A 17,176-nucleotide genomic window follows, 5' to 3' on the forward strand; every position below is an offset into this window, starting at 1 on the left:
GTACGATTCGGCCAACTTTTGTCTTTCGCCAGCATTTCGTCTGGTATCCGAAGAAGGAAACATGGCTAGCACCACCCTTGGCGTCAAGGTCGACGACCTCCTGCGTTCCCGGCTGCGAGATGCGGCCACCCGCCTCGAACGCACACCGCACTGGCTGATCAAGCAGGCGATTTTTGCGTACCTGGAAAAGATCGAGCAGGGACAACTGCCGCCGGAACTGTCGGGCGTGGCAGGTGCCGCCGACATGGCTGACGGCGCATCGGTAGAACCGGACGAGGACGGTGCGGCGCACCCGTTCCTCGATTTCGCGCAAAACGTGCAACCGCAATCGGTGTTGCGCGCGGCAATCACGGCGGCTTATCGCCGGCCGGAGCCGGAATGCGTGCCGTTCCTGCTGGGTCAGGCGCGCTTGCCGGCCAACCTGGCGGGCGACGTGCAAGCGCTCGCCGCGAAGCTCGTCGAAACGCTGCGCGGCAAGAGTAAGGGCGGCGGCGTCGAAGGGCTGATCCACGAATTCTCGCTGTCGAGCCAGGAAGGTGTCGCACTGATGTGCCTCGCCGAAGCCTTGCTGCGCATTCCCGATCGCGCAACGCGCGACGCGCTGATCCGCGACAAGATCAGCAAGGGCGACTGGAAATCGCACGTCGGTCAGGCGCCGTCGCTGTTCGTCAACGCCGCGACCTGGGGCTTGATGATCACCGGCAAGCTGGTCACGACCAACAGCGAGACGAACCTTTCGTCGGCGCTGACGCGGCTGATCGGCAAGGGCGGCGAGCCGCTGATTCGCAAGGGCGTCGACATGGCGATGCGCCTGATGGGCGAGCAGTTCGTCACCGGCGAGAACATTTCGGAAGCGCTGGCGAACAGCCGCAAATACGAAGCACGCGGTTTCCGCTACTCGTACGACATGCTTGGCGAAGCCGCCACGACCGAAGCCGACGCGCAGCGTTACTACGCGTCGTATGAGCAGGCGATCCACGCGATCGGCAAGGCAGCCGGCGGCCGCGGGATCTACGAAGGTCCGGGCATCTCGATCAAGCTCTCCGCGCTGCATCCGCGCTACTCGCGCTCGCAGCAGGAGCGCACGATGAGCGAATTGCTGCCGCGTGTGCGTTCGCTTGCGATCCTCGCGCGCCGCTACGACATCGGCCTGAACATCGACGCCGAAGAAGCCGACCGCCTCGAAATCTCGCTCGATCTGCTGGAAGCGCTGTGCTTCGATCCGGAGCTAGCCGGTTGGAACGGTATCGGTTTTGTGGTGCAGGCTTATCAGAAGCGCTGCCCGTTCGTGATCGAATACATCGTCGACCTCGCGCGCCGCAGCCGTCACCGCATCATGGTGCGCCTCGTGAAGGGTGCGTACTGGGACACCGAAATCAAGCGTGCGCAAGTGGACGGCCTCGAAGGCTATCCGGTCTACACGCGCAAGATCTATACGGACGTGTCGTATCTCGCGTGCGCGAAGAAGCTGCTCGGCGCGCCCGACGCGGTATACCCGCAATTCGCCACGCACAACGCGCACACGCTGTCGGCGATCTATCACCTCGCGGGCAACAACTACTATCCCGGTCAGTACGAGTTCCAGTGTCTGCACGGCATGGGCGAGCCGCTTTACGAAGAAGTGACGGGCCCGTTGTCCGCAGGCAAGCTGAACCGTCCGTGCCGCGTGTATGCACCGGTCGGCACGCACGAAACGCTGCTCGCGTATCTCGTGCGACGTCTGCTGGAGAATGGCGCGAACACGTCATTCGTCAATCGCATCGCCGATGAAAACGTCGCGATCCAGGATCTGATCGCCGATCCGGTCGAAGAAGCGTCGAAGATCGTTCCGCTCGGCGCGCCGCACGCAAAGATTCCGCTGCCGCGCAATCTGTACGGCGCGGAGCGTCTCAACTCGATGGGTCTCGATCTGTCGAACGAGCATCGTCTCGCGTCGCTGTCGTCGGCGTTGCTGGCGAGCGCGAATCATCCGTGGCGCGCCGCGCCGATGCTGGCCGACGATCAGATCGTCCTGGGCAATGCGCGCGACGTGCGCAATCCGGCGGACCATCGCGACCTCGTCGGCACGGTGGTCGAAGCGAGCGCGGAACATGTGAGCGCCGCATTGACGCACGCGGTTGCAGCAGCGCCGATCTGGCAGGCAACTCCCGTAGAAGCGCGTGCCGATTGCCTCGCGCGTGCCGCCGATCTGCTCGAAGCGCAGATGCATACGCTGATGGGCCTCGTGGTGCGCGAAGCGGGCAAATCGCTCGCGAACGCGGTGTCGGAAATTCGCGAAGCGATCGACTTCCTGCGTTACTACTCGACCCAGATTCGCAGCGAATTTTCAAACGACACGCATCGTCCGCTTGGACCTGTCGTGTGTATCAGCCCGTGGAATTTCCCGCTCGCGATTTTCATGGGCCAGGTGGCCGCCGCGCTCGCAGCCGGCAACACCGTCCTCGCGAAGCCGGCTGAGCAAACGCCGCTGATCGCCGCCCAGGCCGTGCGCATTCTGCGCGAAGCCGGCGTGCCTGCCGGCGCCGTGCAACTGCTGCCGGGCGATGGTGAAACAGTCGGTGCCGCGCTCGTCGCCGACCCGCGCACCCGTGCGGTGATGTTCACCGGTTCGACCGAAGTCGCGCGTCTCATCAACAAGACTCTCTCGGGCCGTCTCGATCCGGAAGGCAAACCGATTCCGCTGATCGCCGAAACAGGTGGTCAGAACGCGATGATCGTCGATTCGTCGGCGCTCGCCGAACAGGTGGTGGCGGACGTGATGCAGTCGTCGTTCGATTCGGCCGGTCAACGTTGTTCGGCGCTGCGCGTTCTCTGTTTGCAGGACGACGTTGCGGACCGCACGCTCGAAATGCTGACGGGGGCGATGCGCGAACTGACGGTGGGCAATCCGGATCGCTTGTCGACCGACGTCGGCCCGGTGATCGACGTTGACGCGAAGCGGGGCATCGACGCGCATATCGCGGCAATGCGTGAGAAGGGTCGCAAGGTCGAGCAACTGCCGATGCCGGAGGGATGCGCGCAAGGCACGTTCGTGCCGCCGACGCTCATCGAGCTCGACAGCATCGACGAATTGAAGCGCGAAGTGTTCGGGCCCGTGCTGCATGTGGTGCGTTACCGCCGCAGCCAGCTCGACACGCTGCTCGAGCAGATCCGCACGACGGGCTATGGCCTGACGCTCGGTATCCATACGCGCATCGACGAAACGATTGCCCATGTGATTAGCCGCGCGCATGTCGGCAACATCTATGTGAATCGCAACGTGATCGGCGCGGTGGTCGGCGTGCAGCCGTTCGGCGGCGAAGGTTTGTCGGGCACCGGGCCGAAGGCTGGCGGCGCGTTGTATCTGCAGCGTCTGCTCGCGACGCGTCCGGCAGGCTTGCCGAAGTCGCTCGCACAGGCGCTGATCGTAGATGTACCGCAAGCAGCCGAAAAAGGCGACAATCCGTCCGCCGCGTTGACTGCGTTGCGCGACTGGCTGATTGCCGAGCGCGAGCCGCAACTTGCTGCGCGTTGCGACGGTTATCTGTCGCATATGCCGGCTGGTGCAACTGCGGTCCTGTCGGGGCCGACTGGCGAGCGCAACACTTACACGCTGGGTGCGCGCGGCACGGTGTTGTGTATCGCATCGACCGCGAGCGGTGCGCGCGCGCAGTTTGCGGCCGTGCTGGCTACGGGAAATCGAGCGCTGTTCGAAGGCGCGGCTGGTGAACAATTGGTGACGCAGTTGCCCGCATCGCTGAAGTCTTATGCGAGCGTGCGCAAGAACGCGGAGACGCCGTTCGACGCCGTATTGTTCGAAGGCGACAGCGACGAACTGCTGACGCTCGTGAAGGAAGTCGCGAAGCGTCCCGGACCGATTGTGTCGGTGCAAGGTGTCGCGTCGCGCGCGCTGGAGAGCGGCGACGAAGACTACGCGCTCGAGCGTCTGTTGACGGAGCGCTCGGTCAGCGTGAATACGGCAGCTGCTGGTGGTAATGCGAATTTGATGACGATCGGTTGAGCGAACCTCATCGATTGGTGGCAAGAAAACGGAGGGCCGCCCCAAGTTTTCTTGCGCCCCCTCGGGGGACCTGGCGCGATGCGCCAGGATTTGGGGGCGGTCATTAGAACGGAAGCGGTAACGGCGATCCCGAAAGCCGCTCCATCCACACCTGGTACCAAGGAGAAGATATGCAACACAAGATGACACAGCTGGCAGGCGCAGCACTGGTTGCGGCGATGTCGCTGGCGGGGACGGCCAACGCTCAATCGACGGATGACGTGAAGATCGGTTTCGCCGGTCCGATGACGGGCGCGCAGGCGCACTACGGCAAAGACTTCCAGAACGGCATCACGCTGGCTGTGGAAGACATGAACGCGACGAAGCCGGTGATCGGCGGCAAGCCGGTTCGCTTCGTACTCGACTCGGCAGACGACCAGGCTGACCCGCGCACCGGCACCACCGTCGCGCAGAAGCTGGTGGACGACGGCATCAAGGGCATGCTCGGCCACTTCAACTCGGGCACCACGATCCCGGCTTCGCGCATCTACGCGAACGCTGGCATTCCCGAAATCGCAATGGCAACGGCGCCTGAATACACGCAACAAGGTTTCAAGACCACGTTCCGTATGATGACGTCCGACACGCAGCAAGGTTCGGTCGCTGGCACGTTCGCGGTCAAGACGCTTGGCGTGAAGAAGATTGTGATCGTCGACGACCGCACGGCTTACGGCCAGGGTCTGGCGGATCAGTTCGAGAAGGCGGCGAAGGCAGCGGGCGGCACGATCGTCGATCGTGAATACACGAACGACAAGGCCGTGGACTTCAAGTCGATCCTGACCAAGCTGAAGGCAGCCAATCCGGACCTGATCTATTACGGCGGTGCGGATTCGCAAGCAGCACCCATGGTCAAGCAGATGAAGGCGCTCGGCATCAAGGCGCCGCTGATGGGCGGCGAAATGGTTCACACGCCGACGTTCATCCAGATCGCGGGTGACGCAGCGAACGGCACGGTGGCATCGCTCGCCGGCCTGCCGCTGGAAGAAATGCCGGGCGGCAAGGACTACGTCGCCAAGTACAAGAAGCGTTTCAACGAAGACGTGCAAACGTACTCGCCGTACGCTTATGACGGCGCAATGGCCATGTTCGCAGCAATGAAGAAGGCGAACTCGACGGACCCCGCCAAGTACTTGCCGGTGCTAGCCAAGACGTCGATGCCGGCTGTGACGTCGTCGAACCTCTCGTACGACGCGAAGGGTGATCTGAAGAACGGCGGCATCACGCTGTACAAGGTTGTCGACGGCAAGTGGACGACCCTGCAAAGCGTGGGCGGCAAGTAAGCCTTTCTTTGCGGATCATCCGATCTTGAAAGACCCCGCTTCGGCGGGGTTTTTTATGGATTGTCGTAGAAGGCGCTTTGCCCCACACCGTTGCGCTTATTCACCGCGCAACTTCCTCCCCTGCTCCCGAATCTGCTCCAAAGTCGCGCCGGGCGTGCTTGCCTCCTGCGGCATACGAATCTCTATCACCGCCGCGCATTTCGCCGCCAATGAACGCTGCAACGCCGGCAGGAAATCTTCGGTGCGTTCAACGGTTTCGCCGTGCGCGCCGAACGATCGGGCGAATGCCGCGAAGTCCGGATTCGTGAGCCCCGTGCCGTGTACGCGATTCGGATAGTGGCGCTCCTGATGCATGCGGATCGTGCCGAAGTGACCGTTGTTCACGACGATGAACAGCACATGCAGGTCGTATTGCATCGCCGTCGCGAGTTCCTGCGCGGCCATCATGAAGCAGCCGTCGCCCGCCAGCGCCACCACCGCGCGTTGCGGATACAGCGACTTCGCCGCGATCGCCGCCGGTACGCCGTAGCCCATCGCGCCACTCGTGGGCGCAAGTTGAGAGCGGTATTGGCGATACGAAAAGTGCCGGTGCAACCACGTCGCGTAATTGCCGGCGCCGTTGGTGAGTATTGCGTCATCCGGAAGATGCGCGCGGAGTTGCTGGATCACTTCGCCCATTTGTACGTCGCCTGGAATGGGCCGAGGTTTGCGCCACTCCAGATACGCGCGATGCGCTTCTTCCGCCGCGCCCGCCCACGTCAGCGTGCGGGCGGAGGGCTCCAACGCCGCGAGCGCTGCCGCAAGTTCAGGCATGCCGGAGACGATGGGCAGATCGGCGGCATACACCCGCCCCAACTCTTCCGCGCCTTGGTGTACGTGAACCAGTGTCTGCTTCGTCTTCGGAATGTCGAGCAACGTATAACCGTTCGTCGTGGCTTCGCCAAGGCGAGGACCCAGCGCGAGCAGCAGGTCGGCATCGCGGATACGCTGGGCCAGCGCCGGATTGATGCCGAGTCCCACATCGCCGGCATAGTTCGGATGCTCGTTGTCGAGCGTGTCCTGGAAGCGGAACGCAAGGCCGATCGGTAATTGCCAGTTCTCGACGAAGCGTTGCAAGTCCGCGCAGGCCGCGGGCGTCCAACCGCTTCCGCCTGCTATCACCATGGGCCGTTGCGCGCTCTCCAGCAATTCGCGCAGCTTGTCGATCTGCGCGGTTGAGGGCGACGCAGCCACGCGCTGATATCGCGGCGCGCCCGGTACGGCGTCGCATTCATCGCTCAACACGTCTTCGGGCAAAGACAGCACCACGGGCCCCGGCCGACCGGAAGTCGCCGTGTAGAACGCGTGACTCAGATATTCGGGAATGCGCTTCGGATCGTCGATCTGCGCGACCCATTTCGCCATCTGACCGAACATGCGCCGATAGTCGATCTCCTGGAAAGCCTCGCGATCGAGATGCTCGCGCGCGCACTGACCAATCAGCAGGATCATCGGCGTGGAGTCCTGAAACGCGGTGTGCACACCAATCGATGCGTGCGTCGCGCCCGGTCCTCGCGTGACGAGCGCGACGCCCGGGCGCCCGGTCAGCTTTCCGATCGCTTCCGCCATGTTCGCGGCCGCCGCTTCGTGACGGCAGACAATGGTCCGGATGCGCTCCGTTTCGTCGTGCAATGAATCGAGCACGGCGAGAAAACTTTCACCGGGCACGCAGAAGACACGTTCGACACCGTGGGTGAGCAAAGCGTCGACAACGAGGCGCGCGCCAGTGGTTCGAGCGGCGGCAGTTTCGGAAACGGGAGCATTCGGCTGCGACATTGCGATGAGGCCTCCAGACAGTGCATGAGTGCGGTTGCGTCGGTATCGACTGCGTGATCGGCCGACCGGCGCCCCGACAGCTTACGCTGGGAGCGCACCCGGTGTCACGGCGCAGCGCAACGGGCGCTCACACAGCGGGCGCGGCTAGCAAACATGCAAACGTGCAAACGTGCAAACGTGCAAATAAAAACGCGGACCCTGGGGCCCGCGTCTCGTTCACTTCGCAACACGCCGCGTTGCCGACCAACGATCAGCAACGGACATCCTGCAGTCAAGCATCAACATTCGACGATATTCACCGCCAAACCGCCGCGCGACGTTTCCTTGTACTTCGTCTTCATATCCGCGCCCGTTTCGCGCATGGTCTTGATGACCGAATCGAGCGACACGTAATGACTGCCGTCGCCGCGCAGTGCCATGCGCGCCGCGTTGACGGCCTTCACCGACGCCATCGCATTGCGCTCGATGCACGGAATCTGCACCATGCCGCCGACCGGATCGCACGTCAGCCCGAGGTTGTGCTCCATACCGATTTCCGCCGCGTTTTCGACCTGCTTCGGCGTGCCGCCCATCACGGCGGCGAGTGCGCCGGCAGCCATCGAGCAGGCGACGCCGACCTCGCCCTGGCAGCCGACTTCGGCGCCGGAAATCGACGCGTTCAACTTGTACAGAATGCCGATCGCAGCCGCCGTCATCAGGAAGTCGATCACGCCTTGCTGGTTCGAGCCGGGCATGAACCGCGTGTAGTAATGGAGCACCGCGGGAATGATGCCGGCGGCGCCGTTGGTGGGCGCGGTGACGACGCGGCCGCCGGCGGCGTTTTCTTCGTTGACCGCGATTGCGTAGAGATTGATCCAGTCGATCATCGACAGCGGATCGCGCAGCGCAAGCTCAGGGTTGCCCGATAGCGCTCGATACAACTGCGGCGCGCGGCGCTTCACCTGAAACGGACCGGGCAAGTTGCCGTCCGCATCCGGATTGTTGATGCCGCAGCCCCGCGACACGCATGACTGCATCACGTCCCAGATTTTCAGGAGGCCCGCACGCGTCTCTTCTTCGGTGTGCCAGACCCGCTCGTTCTCCCACATCAATTGCGCAATGCTTTTGCCGGTCGATCCGCACAGCGCGAGCAATTCGTTGCCGGTGCGAAACGAGTGCGGCAATTGGTCGACGGCGGCAAGAACCTTGGTGTTCGGTGCGCCGGCCGTCACCACGAAGCCGCCGCCTACCGACAGATACGTCGATTCGCGCAGCGTCTCGCCTTGCGCGTCGAACGCGCGCAGCTTGAGCCCGTTCGGATGTTCGGGCAGCGCTTGCCGGTAGAACGAGATGTGATCCTTCTGCACGAAAGGCACGTCATGCGTGCCGAGCAGTGCAAGCTTGCGCGTGGTGCGCACCGCTTCCAGCCGTTGCGCGATCGTGTCGGGGTCGACCGTGTCGGGTGCGTCGCCCATCAGACCGAGCATTACGCCGCGATCCGTGCCGTGCCCTTTGCCTGTTGCGCCGAGCGACCCGTAAAGGTCGACTTTCACCGACGCGGTGTTCGGCAGCAGCCCATCGCGTTCGAGCCCTTGGGCGAACATCAGCGCCGCGCGCATCGGCCCGACCGTATGCGAACTTGACGGACCAATGCCGATTTTGAAGAGATCGAACACGCTGACTGCCATTACTGCTCCCTGCTGATAAAAGTTGGTTTAGCGCGCCGGCATCGGCAAACACACGGCGAGCCACGCGGGTGGCGTCGGCGCGAGCCGCAGCGCAATCGGCGTATAGCGTCCGTCAAGACGCGCCGCCAGATGAAACAGTTCCGTCGCGTTCTTCGGATCCCACTGACCCGAGTAGCCGGGCAAGCCGGCTTCGCGACGTTTTGCGTCGAATGCGACGCTCGAATGCACGAATTCCTCGTGCGTCTTGCTGCCCTCCGCGTACGGCGAGAGCCAGTTCAGCGCGGCTTGCAGCGACGCGCCGTTCGCACCCTTCTCCGGCAGCCAGTTGCGGTTGTGCCGGCGGGCGGCGAGCGCTGCGGTAACGAGCGGCTGCAGATCGTAAGTGACATAGTGCAGCGCGTCACGTTCGCTGAAATCGATCGTGGAGCCGTCCGGCTCGATGTTGTCGCCAATATGCTCGGCAAAGAGACGCTGCGCCGCATTGATCATTTTGCGGTTGTCGAGCGTGAAGGCCGCCATGGCTATCAGTTTGATCCGGTGACTTTGCCAGTTGTTCCGGTAAGTGCCCTTCAAAGGACGCGGCTGGTCGTCGATGTCGGCGATGTAGCCGTTCGCGAGCTTCGTCAGAAACGCCATCGACGCGTTACGCGTTTTCACAGGCAGCGCACTCGCGGTCATGTCGTACGCGAGGATCAGCCCTTCGAAGTGCGTTTCGTCGATCGGATTGAAACTCGGCTGATAGGTCGTGACCCACGCGTACAGCAAACGATCGACGAGCTTCAGATACCGGTCGTCGCTGGTGGCGCGCCAGGCGAGCGCCGCGTCTCGCAACAGGTCGAGATCTTTCTCGGCTTCAACGCTCTGGTCGTAGATGCCCTCGTGCGGCAGCGTGCCTTCCGTGTGCACTTTGGCTAGCGCGTGAGGCTTGTCGTTCAGATGCGCGAGCACATTGCTCACCAATGCCTTGACGCCGGGATCGGCATTCGTGCGCTCGCTCGTTTGCCAGGCGGGCGCTGCGCAAAAATTCATTGCCGCCTGCGCATGGCGAAGCGGCAGCAACACCGCTGCGCCGGCAAGCAGGCATGCGCATGCGTGCCGCCATGTTGGGACTCCCGTTGCCCCGGCCGGGCTTTGCATCAATCGCACCTTTCGCACCATGCGAAACTCCTCGTTGGGCTGATTCGGTGTGTGATGTTAGCCGTTTGCGGCCTCCAGCGACAGAACCGCGCACCGCACGCGACAGGCTGCGGGCGGCGCGCGGCGGCGGCCGGGTGTTACTCGTAATCCGCAACCGGCACGCACGAGCAGAACAGGTTGCGATCGCCATAGACGTTGTCCGCGCGGCCGACCGGCGGCCAGTACTTCTTCGCGATCAGCGTGGGCAGAGGGTAGGCGGCGGTTTCGCGCGCGTACGCATGCTTCCACTCGTCCGCGATGACGACTGCAGCCGTGTGCGGGGCGTGCTTCAGCGGATTGTCTTCCCGGTCCGAGCGGCCTTCTTCCACAGCGCGAATTTCGTTACGGATTGCGATCATCGCTTCGATGAACCGGTCGAGTTCTTCTTTCGATTCCGATTCGGTCGGCTCGACCATCAACGTACCCGGCACCGGAAAGCTCATGGTGGGCGCATGGAAGCCATAGTCGGCGAGGCGCTTTGCAACGTCGTCTACAGTGATGCCGCTGGTTTCCTTGATCGGACGCAAATCCAGAATGCACTCGTGCGCGACGAGTCCGCCCGGGCCCGAGTACAGCACCGGATAGTGCGGCGCGAGTTTCTTCGCGACGTAGTTCGCATTGAGGATCGCGGTCTCGGTCGCGGCGGTGAGATTTTTCGCGCCCATCATCGCGATGTACATCCAGGAGATCGGCAGGATCGACGCCGAGCCGTACGGAGCACCCGACACTGCGCCAATGCCGTTCGGCGCGCGTTCGTAGCCCGACGAAATCTGGTTCGGCAGGAACGGCGCGAGATGCGCGCCGACCGCAACCGGACCGACGCCCGGTCCGCCGCCGCCGTGCGGAATGCAGAACGTCTTGTGCAGATTCAGGTGCGACACGTCGCCGCCGAACTGGCCCGGCGCGGTCAAGCCGACCATCGCGTTCATGTTCGCGCCGTCCACATAGACCTGACCGCCGCGCGCATGCACGATCTCGCAAATTTCGCGGACATTCTGTTCGAACACGCCATGCGTGGACGGATACGTGATCATGATCGCCGCAAGCTTGTCGGCGTGCTGGTCGGCCTTCTTCTTCAGATCTTCGACGTCGACGTTGCCTTGCGCGTCGCACGCGACGACCACGACCTGCATGCCGGCCATTTGCGCCGACGCCGGGTTCGTGCCGTGCGCCGACGCGGGAATCAGGCAGACGTTGCGATGCGCTTCGCCGCGCGACGCGTGATATGCGTGGATGATCAACAGGCCGGCGTATTCACCTTGCGAGCCCGCGTTCGGTTGCAGAGAAACCGCTGCGTAGCCGGTTGCGGCGACCAGCATCTCTTCGAGCTGATCGATCATTTCGCGGTAGCCGACGGTTTGCTCAGCCGGTGCGAACGGATGAATCTGACCGAACTCGGGCCACGTGACTGGCAGCATTTCCGACGTCGCGTTCAGCTTCATCGTGCACGAACCGAGCGGGATCATCGACCGGTCGAGCGCGAGATCCTTATCCGACAGGCTGCGCAAATAGCGCAGCATTTCCGTTTCCGAATGATGACGGTTGAATACGTGGTGCGTGAGATACGCGCTCGTGCGTTCGAGCGCAGCCGGCACCGACGCCGTGCTGGACGCCGTGATCGCGGCGTCCAGCGTGTCGACTTGCGGCGCGTCTTTCGCACCTGCGGCCTGGGCGAACACAGCCAGCAGATCGCCGAGATCGCGGCGCGACGTTGTTTCGTCGATCGACACGCCCACTTGGGTGTCGCTCACGCGGCGCAGATTGATGCGCTTCGCTTTGGCCGCGTCGTGCAACGCTTGCGTGCGCGCGCCGGTGTCGAAAGTGAGCGTATCGAAGAACGTTTCGTTGACGAGCGTATAGCCAAGCTGCTTCGCACCTTCGGCGAGCAACGAGGCGATGCGGTTCACGCGCAACGCGATTGTCTTGAGACCGCGCGGGCCATGGTACACCGCATACATGCTGGCCATGATCGCGAGCAGCGCTTGCGCCGTACATACGTTCGACGTCGCTTTCTCGCGGCGAATGTGCTGTTCGCGCGTTTGCAGCGCGAGACGCAGCGCGGGATTGCCTTGCGCGTCGACGGTCACACCGACGAGACGGCCCGGCATCTGGCGCTTGAATTCGTCGCGCACGGCGAGGTAGGCCGCATGCGGGCCGCCGAAGCCGACCGGCACGCCGAAACGCTGCGTGTTGCCGACGGCCACGTCCGCGCCCCACTCGCCCGGCGGCGTCAGCACGGTCAGCGCGAGCAGGTCGGCGGCAACCACCACATGGCCGCCCGCTGCGTGGATCGCCTCGGTCAGCGCGCGATAGTCCCGCACGTCGCCGTTCACGCCCGGATATTGCAGCAGCACGCCGAATGCATTTGCGTTCGCGGCTTCCGCTGCGGGACCCACTTTCACTTCGATGCCGACCGGCGTGGCGCGCGTTTTCACCACTTCAATGGTTTGCGGCAGCACGTCGTCGGCGACGAAGAATACGTTCGACTTCGGCTTGCCCACGCGTTGCAGCAGCGTCATTGCTTCAGCTGCGGCGGTGGCTTCGTCGAGCAGCGACGCGTTCGAGATCGCGAGACCTGTCAGGTCGACGATCATTTGCTGGAAGTTCAGCAGCGCTTCGAGGCGGCCTTGCGAGATTTCCGGCTGATACGGCGTGTACGCCGTGTACCACGCGGGATTCTCGAGCACGTTACGCAGAATCACGGTCGGTGTGTGGGCGTTGTAGTAACCCTGCCCGATGTACGAGCGGAACACCTGGTTCTTATCCGCGAGTTCGCGCAGCGCGGCGAGCGCTTCAGCTTCGCTCTTAGGCTGGGCGAAGGGGCCGAGCGGCAGCGGTTCGGTGCGGCGGATCGTCTTTGGAATGACGGCGTCGATCAGCGCGGCGCGCGACGCGAAGCCCAAGGCTTCGAGCATCGCTTCCTGGTCGGCCGCATCCGGGCCGATATGCCGTTCAGCGAAGGCGTCATGCACTTCGAGCGCGGCGAGCGAGAGAGGAGTGCGGTTCATCAGACGATCCGGGTGTTCGAGCTTCATGGTGTTCCTGGCGGTGCGGCTGTCCGTGCTGGACCGTTCGAAACCTGGCGCTGTGCGCAAGGTCTCCTGAAGGAGCGTCCCAAAGGGACTTTCTTCACGGCGCGGTCCTGCGTGCTTCACGAGGGACGCGCCGCACCTGTCGGGTTATATAAAAGTGAATCAGGCGCCGATCGACTTCGAGTACGCGTCGGCGTCGATCAAACGATCCTGCGCTGCGTCCGAGGCCGGCTTGATCTTGAAGAGCCAGCTTTCATACGGGGCGCTGTTGACCGAATCGGGCGTGTCGGCAACGGCGGTGTTCGCTTCGATGATTTCGCCGGAAACCGGCGCGTAGATATCCGAAGCGGCTTTCACCGATTCGATTACGGCGACCGTGTCGCCTGCCGTGACGGTCTTGCCCAGTTCCTGCACTTCGAAGAAGACGATATCGCCAAGCGCTTCCTGCGCGTGGTCGGTGATGCCGACCGTCAGCGTGCCGTCCGCCTCGGTGCGGACCCACTCGTGCGATTCGGTGTATTTCAGATCGGCCGGGATGCTCATCGGATGCTCCTATGCGGTGTGATTCGATATGGACTAAAGACTGGGAAAAGGACGCACGCGCCGACTGCTAACAATGGTTCAACTCACTGCGAGTACTTTGCCGTTGCGCACGAACGGCAGTTTTACCACGCTTGCGGGCACGGATTTGTCACGAATCTGAACATGAACCGTGTCGCCAGGTTGCACGCCTTTCGGCACCCGCGCGAAGGCGATGGATTCCTGCATGGTCGGGGAGAAGGTGCCGCTGGTGATTTCGCCTTCGCCGTGCGGCGTGACGACCTTCTGATGCGCGCGCAGCACGCCTGCGGCCTTGCCGTTCTCCTTCAGCAGGATCAGACCGACGAACGCCGCGCGCGAGCCGTCCGCCTCCAGCCGGTTCTTGCCGACGAAGTCGCGCGCGGAGGTCAGGTCGACGGTCCATGCGAGGCCGGCGTCGAGCGGCGAGATGTTGTCGTCCATATCCTGGCCGTAGAGGTTCATGCCGGCTTCGAGACGCAGCGTGTCTCGCGCGCCGAGACCCGCGGGACGCACGCCTTGTGCTTGCAGCGCATCCCACAAAGCGACGACGTGATCTGCCGGGACGATGATCTCGAAACCGTCTTCGCCGGTGTACCCGGTGCGTGCAACGGTCAATTCGCCGAACGGCGTCGCCTCGACGCGCGCGGCATTGAAAGGCTTGAGTGTTTCGGTGGCAGAGCGGATGGCCGGTACGGTTTGCCAAACCTTCTCACGCGCGTTCGGACCTTGCACGGCGACGATCGCCAGATCGCGCCGCGGCGTGATAGTCAGACCAAAGCCGCCTTCGTTGAGCTGCTTGAACCACGCGATGTCTTTGTCGGCGGTGCCCGCGTTGACCACCACGCGGAAATGATCTTCGCTGAAGTAATAGACGATCAGGTCGTCGATTACGCCGCCGTCGGCGTTCAGCAGGCACGAGTACAGCGCGCGCCCAGGCGTTTGCAGCTTCGCGACGTTGTTGGCGAGCGCATGTTCGAAGAACGCGCGCACGCGTTCCCCGGTGAAGTCGATGACGCACATGTGCGAGACGTCGAACATGCCGGCGTCGGTACGCACGGCGCGGTGTTCGTCGATCTGCGAGCCGTAGTTGACGGGCATGTCCCAGCCGCCGAAATCGACCATGCGAGCGTTGAGCGCGCGGTGGGTGGCGTTGAGCGGAGTGTGTTTGAGTTCGGTCATGGGGCCTCGGGCGTCTCGCGAAACAAAAAAGGCCATGCAGAGCCGCGCCTCGCGGCCTGCTGGCTGCGAGCGTGGTTCTGCATGGCCCCTCTGTCCTCGATACCTGAGAGATTGCGCTGCCGCGGCGACGTTGATTCGTCACGGCGGAACGCGCGCCCCTTCGGTGGGCAGCTTGCCGGATCTGCACGACATTGCGATGCAGACGGCTACTGCCGCTCTCCAGAGTGCGAAAAACGGCGCCTTGATGTTGCGTGTGTTACGTGCCGGCCGGTCTTTCGACGCGTTCGGTCCTTTTGCCTGAGAGTTTGCGGGTGTGCCCCTTCGGCGGCGCGGCCTGCGAAAATCAGCGGCCCGCGCGCTCTCCCGACGCGTGCGGCGAATGTACGCGAGGGCCGGAGCCTTGTCAAATGAACGGCTTATTCGCCGTCATTCGTCCTCGTTCGCCCTGATTCGCTCTCATTCGCCGATCGCATGCGCCGCGCCGTCCAGTTCCTGGTTCAGCACGCGCTGTTCGTCGGGGGATAAGCCGCCGCCATGTTGTCCGGCCATTTCGTGCGCCTCGCGCCGGATCACATCCAGCCGATGATGCAACGCATCGCCTTGCGGCGGCGGGTAATAGCCTTGATTGACGCGATTGTCGATACGGCGGCTCAGATTGTCGATGCGGCCGTCGACCTGATGCAGGCGTTTATCGGCGATCTGTTGCGGGCTCGGGCGCGGCGCCGGCTCGCTCTGCGGCGCTACCACGCAGGCGGCGAGCGAACTCAGCAATGCGCATGCGGCGAGGGCGCGGATGGGACGTGACATGAACTCTCCGTGAAGTCGTTGTGGTTTTGCGGTGCTGCAGGCGTAGCAACGGATCACGGCATACGAGCGCTGACCCGGACGGCCCGCTCTTTTGTAACGTTATATTGCTTTCCGGTTTGTCAGTTTTGCCGGCGCAGCATTTTGCGCCGCGCCGGCAACAGCTGAATAGCCTGTAACGCCGTTCAACGAACCCGCTGGAACGGCAGCCGGACGCCTTCGTCGGAACTGCGCGCCGCGAGTTCGATGATGGTCATCACGTCGACGGCATCTTGCGGGCTCACCGGAAATTTCACGCCGTGCTGGACCGCCTCGGCGAGCGCGATGTAGAAGCCCGCATAATCGCCATTGCGCGTCGGCAATTCGCGCTCCACTTCGCGGTCGCCATCCAGCACGCGCAACGTGCCTGCGGCATTGCCGGCCGCGAAGCCCTCGTCGCCCGGACGCAAGCCGGCTTTCAACTGGTCTTCCTGCGTGTCGAGCCCGTACTTCACGTAACTGCCGCGCGTGCCGTGAATGGCGAACCTCGGCGCGACGATCGCCGTCAGCGCGCTAGCGTGCAACACGACTTCGAACTCCCCGTAGCCCAACTGGATATGTACGTAATCAGGAGCGCTCGCGTCGTCGCGGTGGGTGCGCACGGTCGCGGACACTGTCTGCGGCGCGCCGAACAACGCCAGCGCCTGGTCGATCAGGTGCGGTCCGAGATCGAACAACAGCCCGCCGCCGCGCGACGCTTCCTCGCGCCAACGCTGACGCACTTCGGGCCGGAACCGGTCGAAATGCGATTCATAGTGCGTGAGGCGTCCCAACTCGCCGCTCGCGAGCAGATCGCGGACGGTCATGAAATCGCCGTCCCAGCGACGGTTGTGAAACGGCACGAACAGCTTGCCCCGCGCGAGTGCAATGTTCGCGAGCGTGCGAGCGTCGGCGGCGCTGAGCGTGACCGGCTTGTCGACCACCACATGCTTGCCTGCTTCGAGCGTACGTCGCGCGAGATCGAAGTGCGTGTCGTTCGGCGTGGCGATAACCACGCAGTCGATCTCCGGGAGCGCGAGCAACGCGTCGAGATCGGCCACCACTTTCGCGTGCGGATAGTCGGCGAGCGCGGTCTCGGGTCTGCCGGTCGCGATGGCGGCGACGCTGGCGCGGCCGCAGTGCTCGATCACCGGCGCATGAAACGTCGCGCCTGCGAATCCGTAACCCATCAATCCAATTTTCAGCGATGCGGACATGCGTGTCTTCCTGCAAAAACGGCGCGCCGCTTTGCCACCGCGGCGGCGGCGCGCAACGCCGTCATTGTGGCATGGCCGGGACGCGGATTGCGCCGCCGGGCCAGGCGCCGAAGCTCCGCCTCTTCTCGCCGCGCGGCGGCCGCCGGTTCATCCGCGCGATTCGTCGAGCGAATCTGTCCGCCGATTTCATCCGTGTTAACATCGCTCCTCTCGCGCCAACCGAGGCGCGCCGGGCGAGCCTCGCAACGCGTGGCATCTATTCCCTGAGCGCGCGCCGCGCGGCATGCGCCGGCTTCGCGACCGGCAATACTGCGCTGCGGCGCCTCAAGCGCCGCGATCAAACGGCGCGTTCGAGTGCTCCGTCTGAACAGCCGCTTTTCAACCCGCA

The 17,176-nt window shown here is 63.6% G+C and carries 10 protein-coding genes and 2 riboswitches; of the genes, 2 read left to right on the forward strand and 8 right to left on the reverse strand.

Features of this window, described 5'->3' with window-relative positions; all coding sequences use genetic code 11:
- Window positions 1–61 precede the first annotated feature (61 nt).
- Both putA and ACTJLB_RS02600 read left to right on the forward strand, forming a co-directional pair.
- On the forward strand, window positions 62–4,000 hold the full coding sequence (gene putA, locus ACTJLB_RS02595; protein WP_440782371.1) for a trifunctional transcriptional regulator/proline dehydrogenase/L-glutamate gamma-semialdehyde dehydrogenase: 3,939 nt from the start codon (window positions 62–64) through the stop codon (window positions 3,998–4,000).
- Window positions 4,001–4,170: 170 nt separating this feature from the next.
- On the forward strand, window positions 4,171–5,319 hold the full coding sequence (locus ACTJLB_RS02600; RefSeq protein WP_027776926.1) for a branched-chain amino acid ABC transporter substrate-binding protein: 1,149 nt from the start codon (window positions 4,171–4,173) through the stop codon (window positions 5,317–5,319).
- 96 nt (window positions 5,320–5,415) lie between these two features.
- Here the strand turns inward: ACTJLB_RS02600 and ACTJLB_RS02605 are convergent, their stop codons facing one another.
- From ACTJLB_RS02605 to ACTJLB_RS02640, 8 genes are all read right to left on the reverse strand, one after another.
- Window positions 5,416–7,134: a thiamine pyrophosphate-binding protein gene (locus tag ACTJLB_RS02605; RefSeq protein WP_440782372.1), complete on the reverse strand. Its 1,719-nt coding sequence runs from the start codon at window positions 7,132–7,134 to the stop codon at window positions 5,416–5,418.
- 278 nt (window positions 7,135–7,412) lie between these two features.
- A complete protein-coding gene (locus tag ACTJLB_RS02610) occupies window positions 7,413–8,801 on the reverse strand; it encodes an L-serine ammonia-lyase (RefSeq protein ID WP_440782373.1) in 1,389 nt (462 codons plus the stop codon).
- 27 nt (window positions 8,802–8,828) lie between these two features.
- Complete coding sequence (locus ACTJLB_RS02615) at window positions 8,829–9,959, reverse strand: alginate lyase family protein (protein ID WP_440782374.1); 1,131 nt, start codon at window positions 9,957–9,959, stop codon at window positions 8,829–8,831.
- Between the two features lie 116 nt (window positions 9,960–10,075).
- On the reverse strand, window positions 10,076–13,012 hold the full coding sequence (gene gcvP, locus ACTJLB_RS02620; protein ID WP_204522575.1) for an aminomethyl-transferring glycine dehydrogenase: 2,937 nt from the start codon (window positions 13,010–13,012) through the stop codon (window positions 10,076–10,078).
- Between the two features lie 159 nt (window positions 13,013–13,171).
- On the reverse strand, window positions 13,172–13,552 hold the full coding sequence (gcvH, locus tag ACTJLB_RS02625; protein ID WP_020067442.1) for a glycine cleavage system protein GcvH: 381 nt from the start codon (window positions 13,550–13,552) through the stop codon (window positions 13,172–13,174).
- 78 nt (window positions 13,553–13,630) lie between these two features.
- Window positions 13,631–14,749, reverse strand: a complete 1,119-nt coding sequence (gcvT, locus tag ACTJLB_RS02630; RefSeq protein ID WP_440782375.1) for a glycine cleavage system aminomethyltransferase GcvT — start codon at window positions 14,747–14,749, stop codon at window positions 13,631–13,633.
- A gap of 80 nt (window positions 14,750–14,829) precedes the next feature.
- A riboswitch (glycine riboswitch) is annotated at window positions 14,830–14,982 on the reverse strand.
- A gap of 42 nt (window positions 14,983–15,024) precedes the next feature.
- Window positions 15,025–15,124: riboswitch (glycine riboswitch) on the reverse strand.
- An 81-nt stretch (window positions 15,125–15,205) separates the two neighbouring features.
- Complete coding sequence (locus tag ACTJLB_RS02635) at window positions 15,206–15,556, reverse strand: hypothetical protein (protein ID WP_440782376.1); 351 nt, start codon at window positions 15,554–15,556, stop codon at window positions 15,206–15,208.
- A gap of 182 nt (window positions 15,557–15,738) precedes the next feature.
- On the reverse strand, window positions 15,739–16,788 hold the full coding sequence (locus ACTJLB_RS02640) for an oxidoreductase (RefSeq protein ID WP_440782377.1): 1,050 nt from the start codon (window positions 16,786–16,788) through the stop codon (window positions 15,739–15,741).
- Window positions 16,789–17,176 lie beyond the last annotated feature (388 nt).

The organism is Paraburkholderia sp. 22098 (assembly GCF_052045935.1).
Classification (GTDB): domain Bacteria; phylum Pseudomonadota; class Gammaproteobacteria; order Burkholderiales; family Burkholderiaceae; genus Paraburkholderia; species Paraburkholderia caledonica.

Bases quoted from the DNA above. Each gene is read 5' to 3' on its own strand.
- putA (WP_440782371.1), top strand. From the start codon at position 62: ATGGCTAGCACCACCCTTGGCGTCAAGGTCGACGACCTCCTGCGTTCC.
- ACTJLB_RS02600 (WP_027776926.1), top strand. From the start codon at position 4,171: ATGCAACACAAGATGACACAGCTGGCAGGCGCAGCACTGGTTGCGGCG.
- ACTJLB_RS02605 (WP_440782372.1), bottom strand. From the start codon at position 7,134: ATGTCGCAGCCGAATGCTCCCGTTTCCGAAACTGCCGCCGCTCGAACC.
- ACTJLB_RS02610 (WP_440782373.1), bottom strand. From the start codon at position 8,801: ATGGCAGTCAGCGTGTTCGATCTCTTCAAAATCGGCATTGGTCCGTCA.
- ACTJLB_RS02615 (WP_440782374.1), bottom strand. From the start codon at position 9,959: ATGGTGCGAAAGGTGCGATTGATGCAAAGCCCGGCCGGGGCAACGGGA.
- gcvP (WP_204522575.1), bottom strand. From the start codon at position 13,012: ATGAAGCTCGAACACCCGGATCGTCTGATGAACCGCACTCCTCTCTCG.
- gcvH (WP_020067442.1), bottom strand. From the start codon at position 13,552: ATGAGCATCCCGGCCGATCTGAAATACACCGAATCGCACGAGTGGGTC.
- gcvT (WP_440782375.1), bottom strand. From the start codon at position 14,749: ATGACCGAACTCAAACACACTCCGCTCAACGCCACCCACCGCGCGCTC.
- ACTJLB_RS02635 (WP_440782376.1), bottom strand. From the start codon at position 15,556: ATGTCACGTCCCATCCGCGCCCTCGCCGCATGCGCATTGCTGAGTTCG.
- ACTJLB_RS02640 (WP_440782377.1), bottom strand. From the start codon at position 16,788: ATGTCCGCATCGCTGAAAATTGGATTGATGGGTTACGGATTCGCAGGC.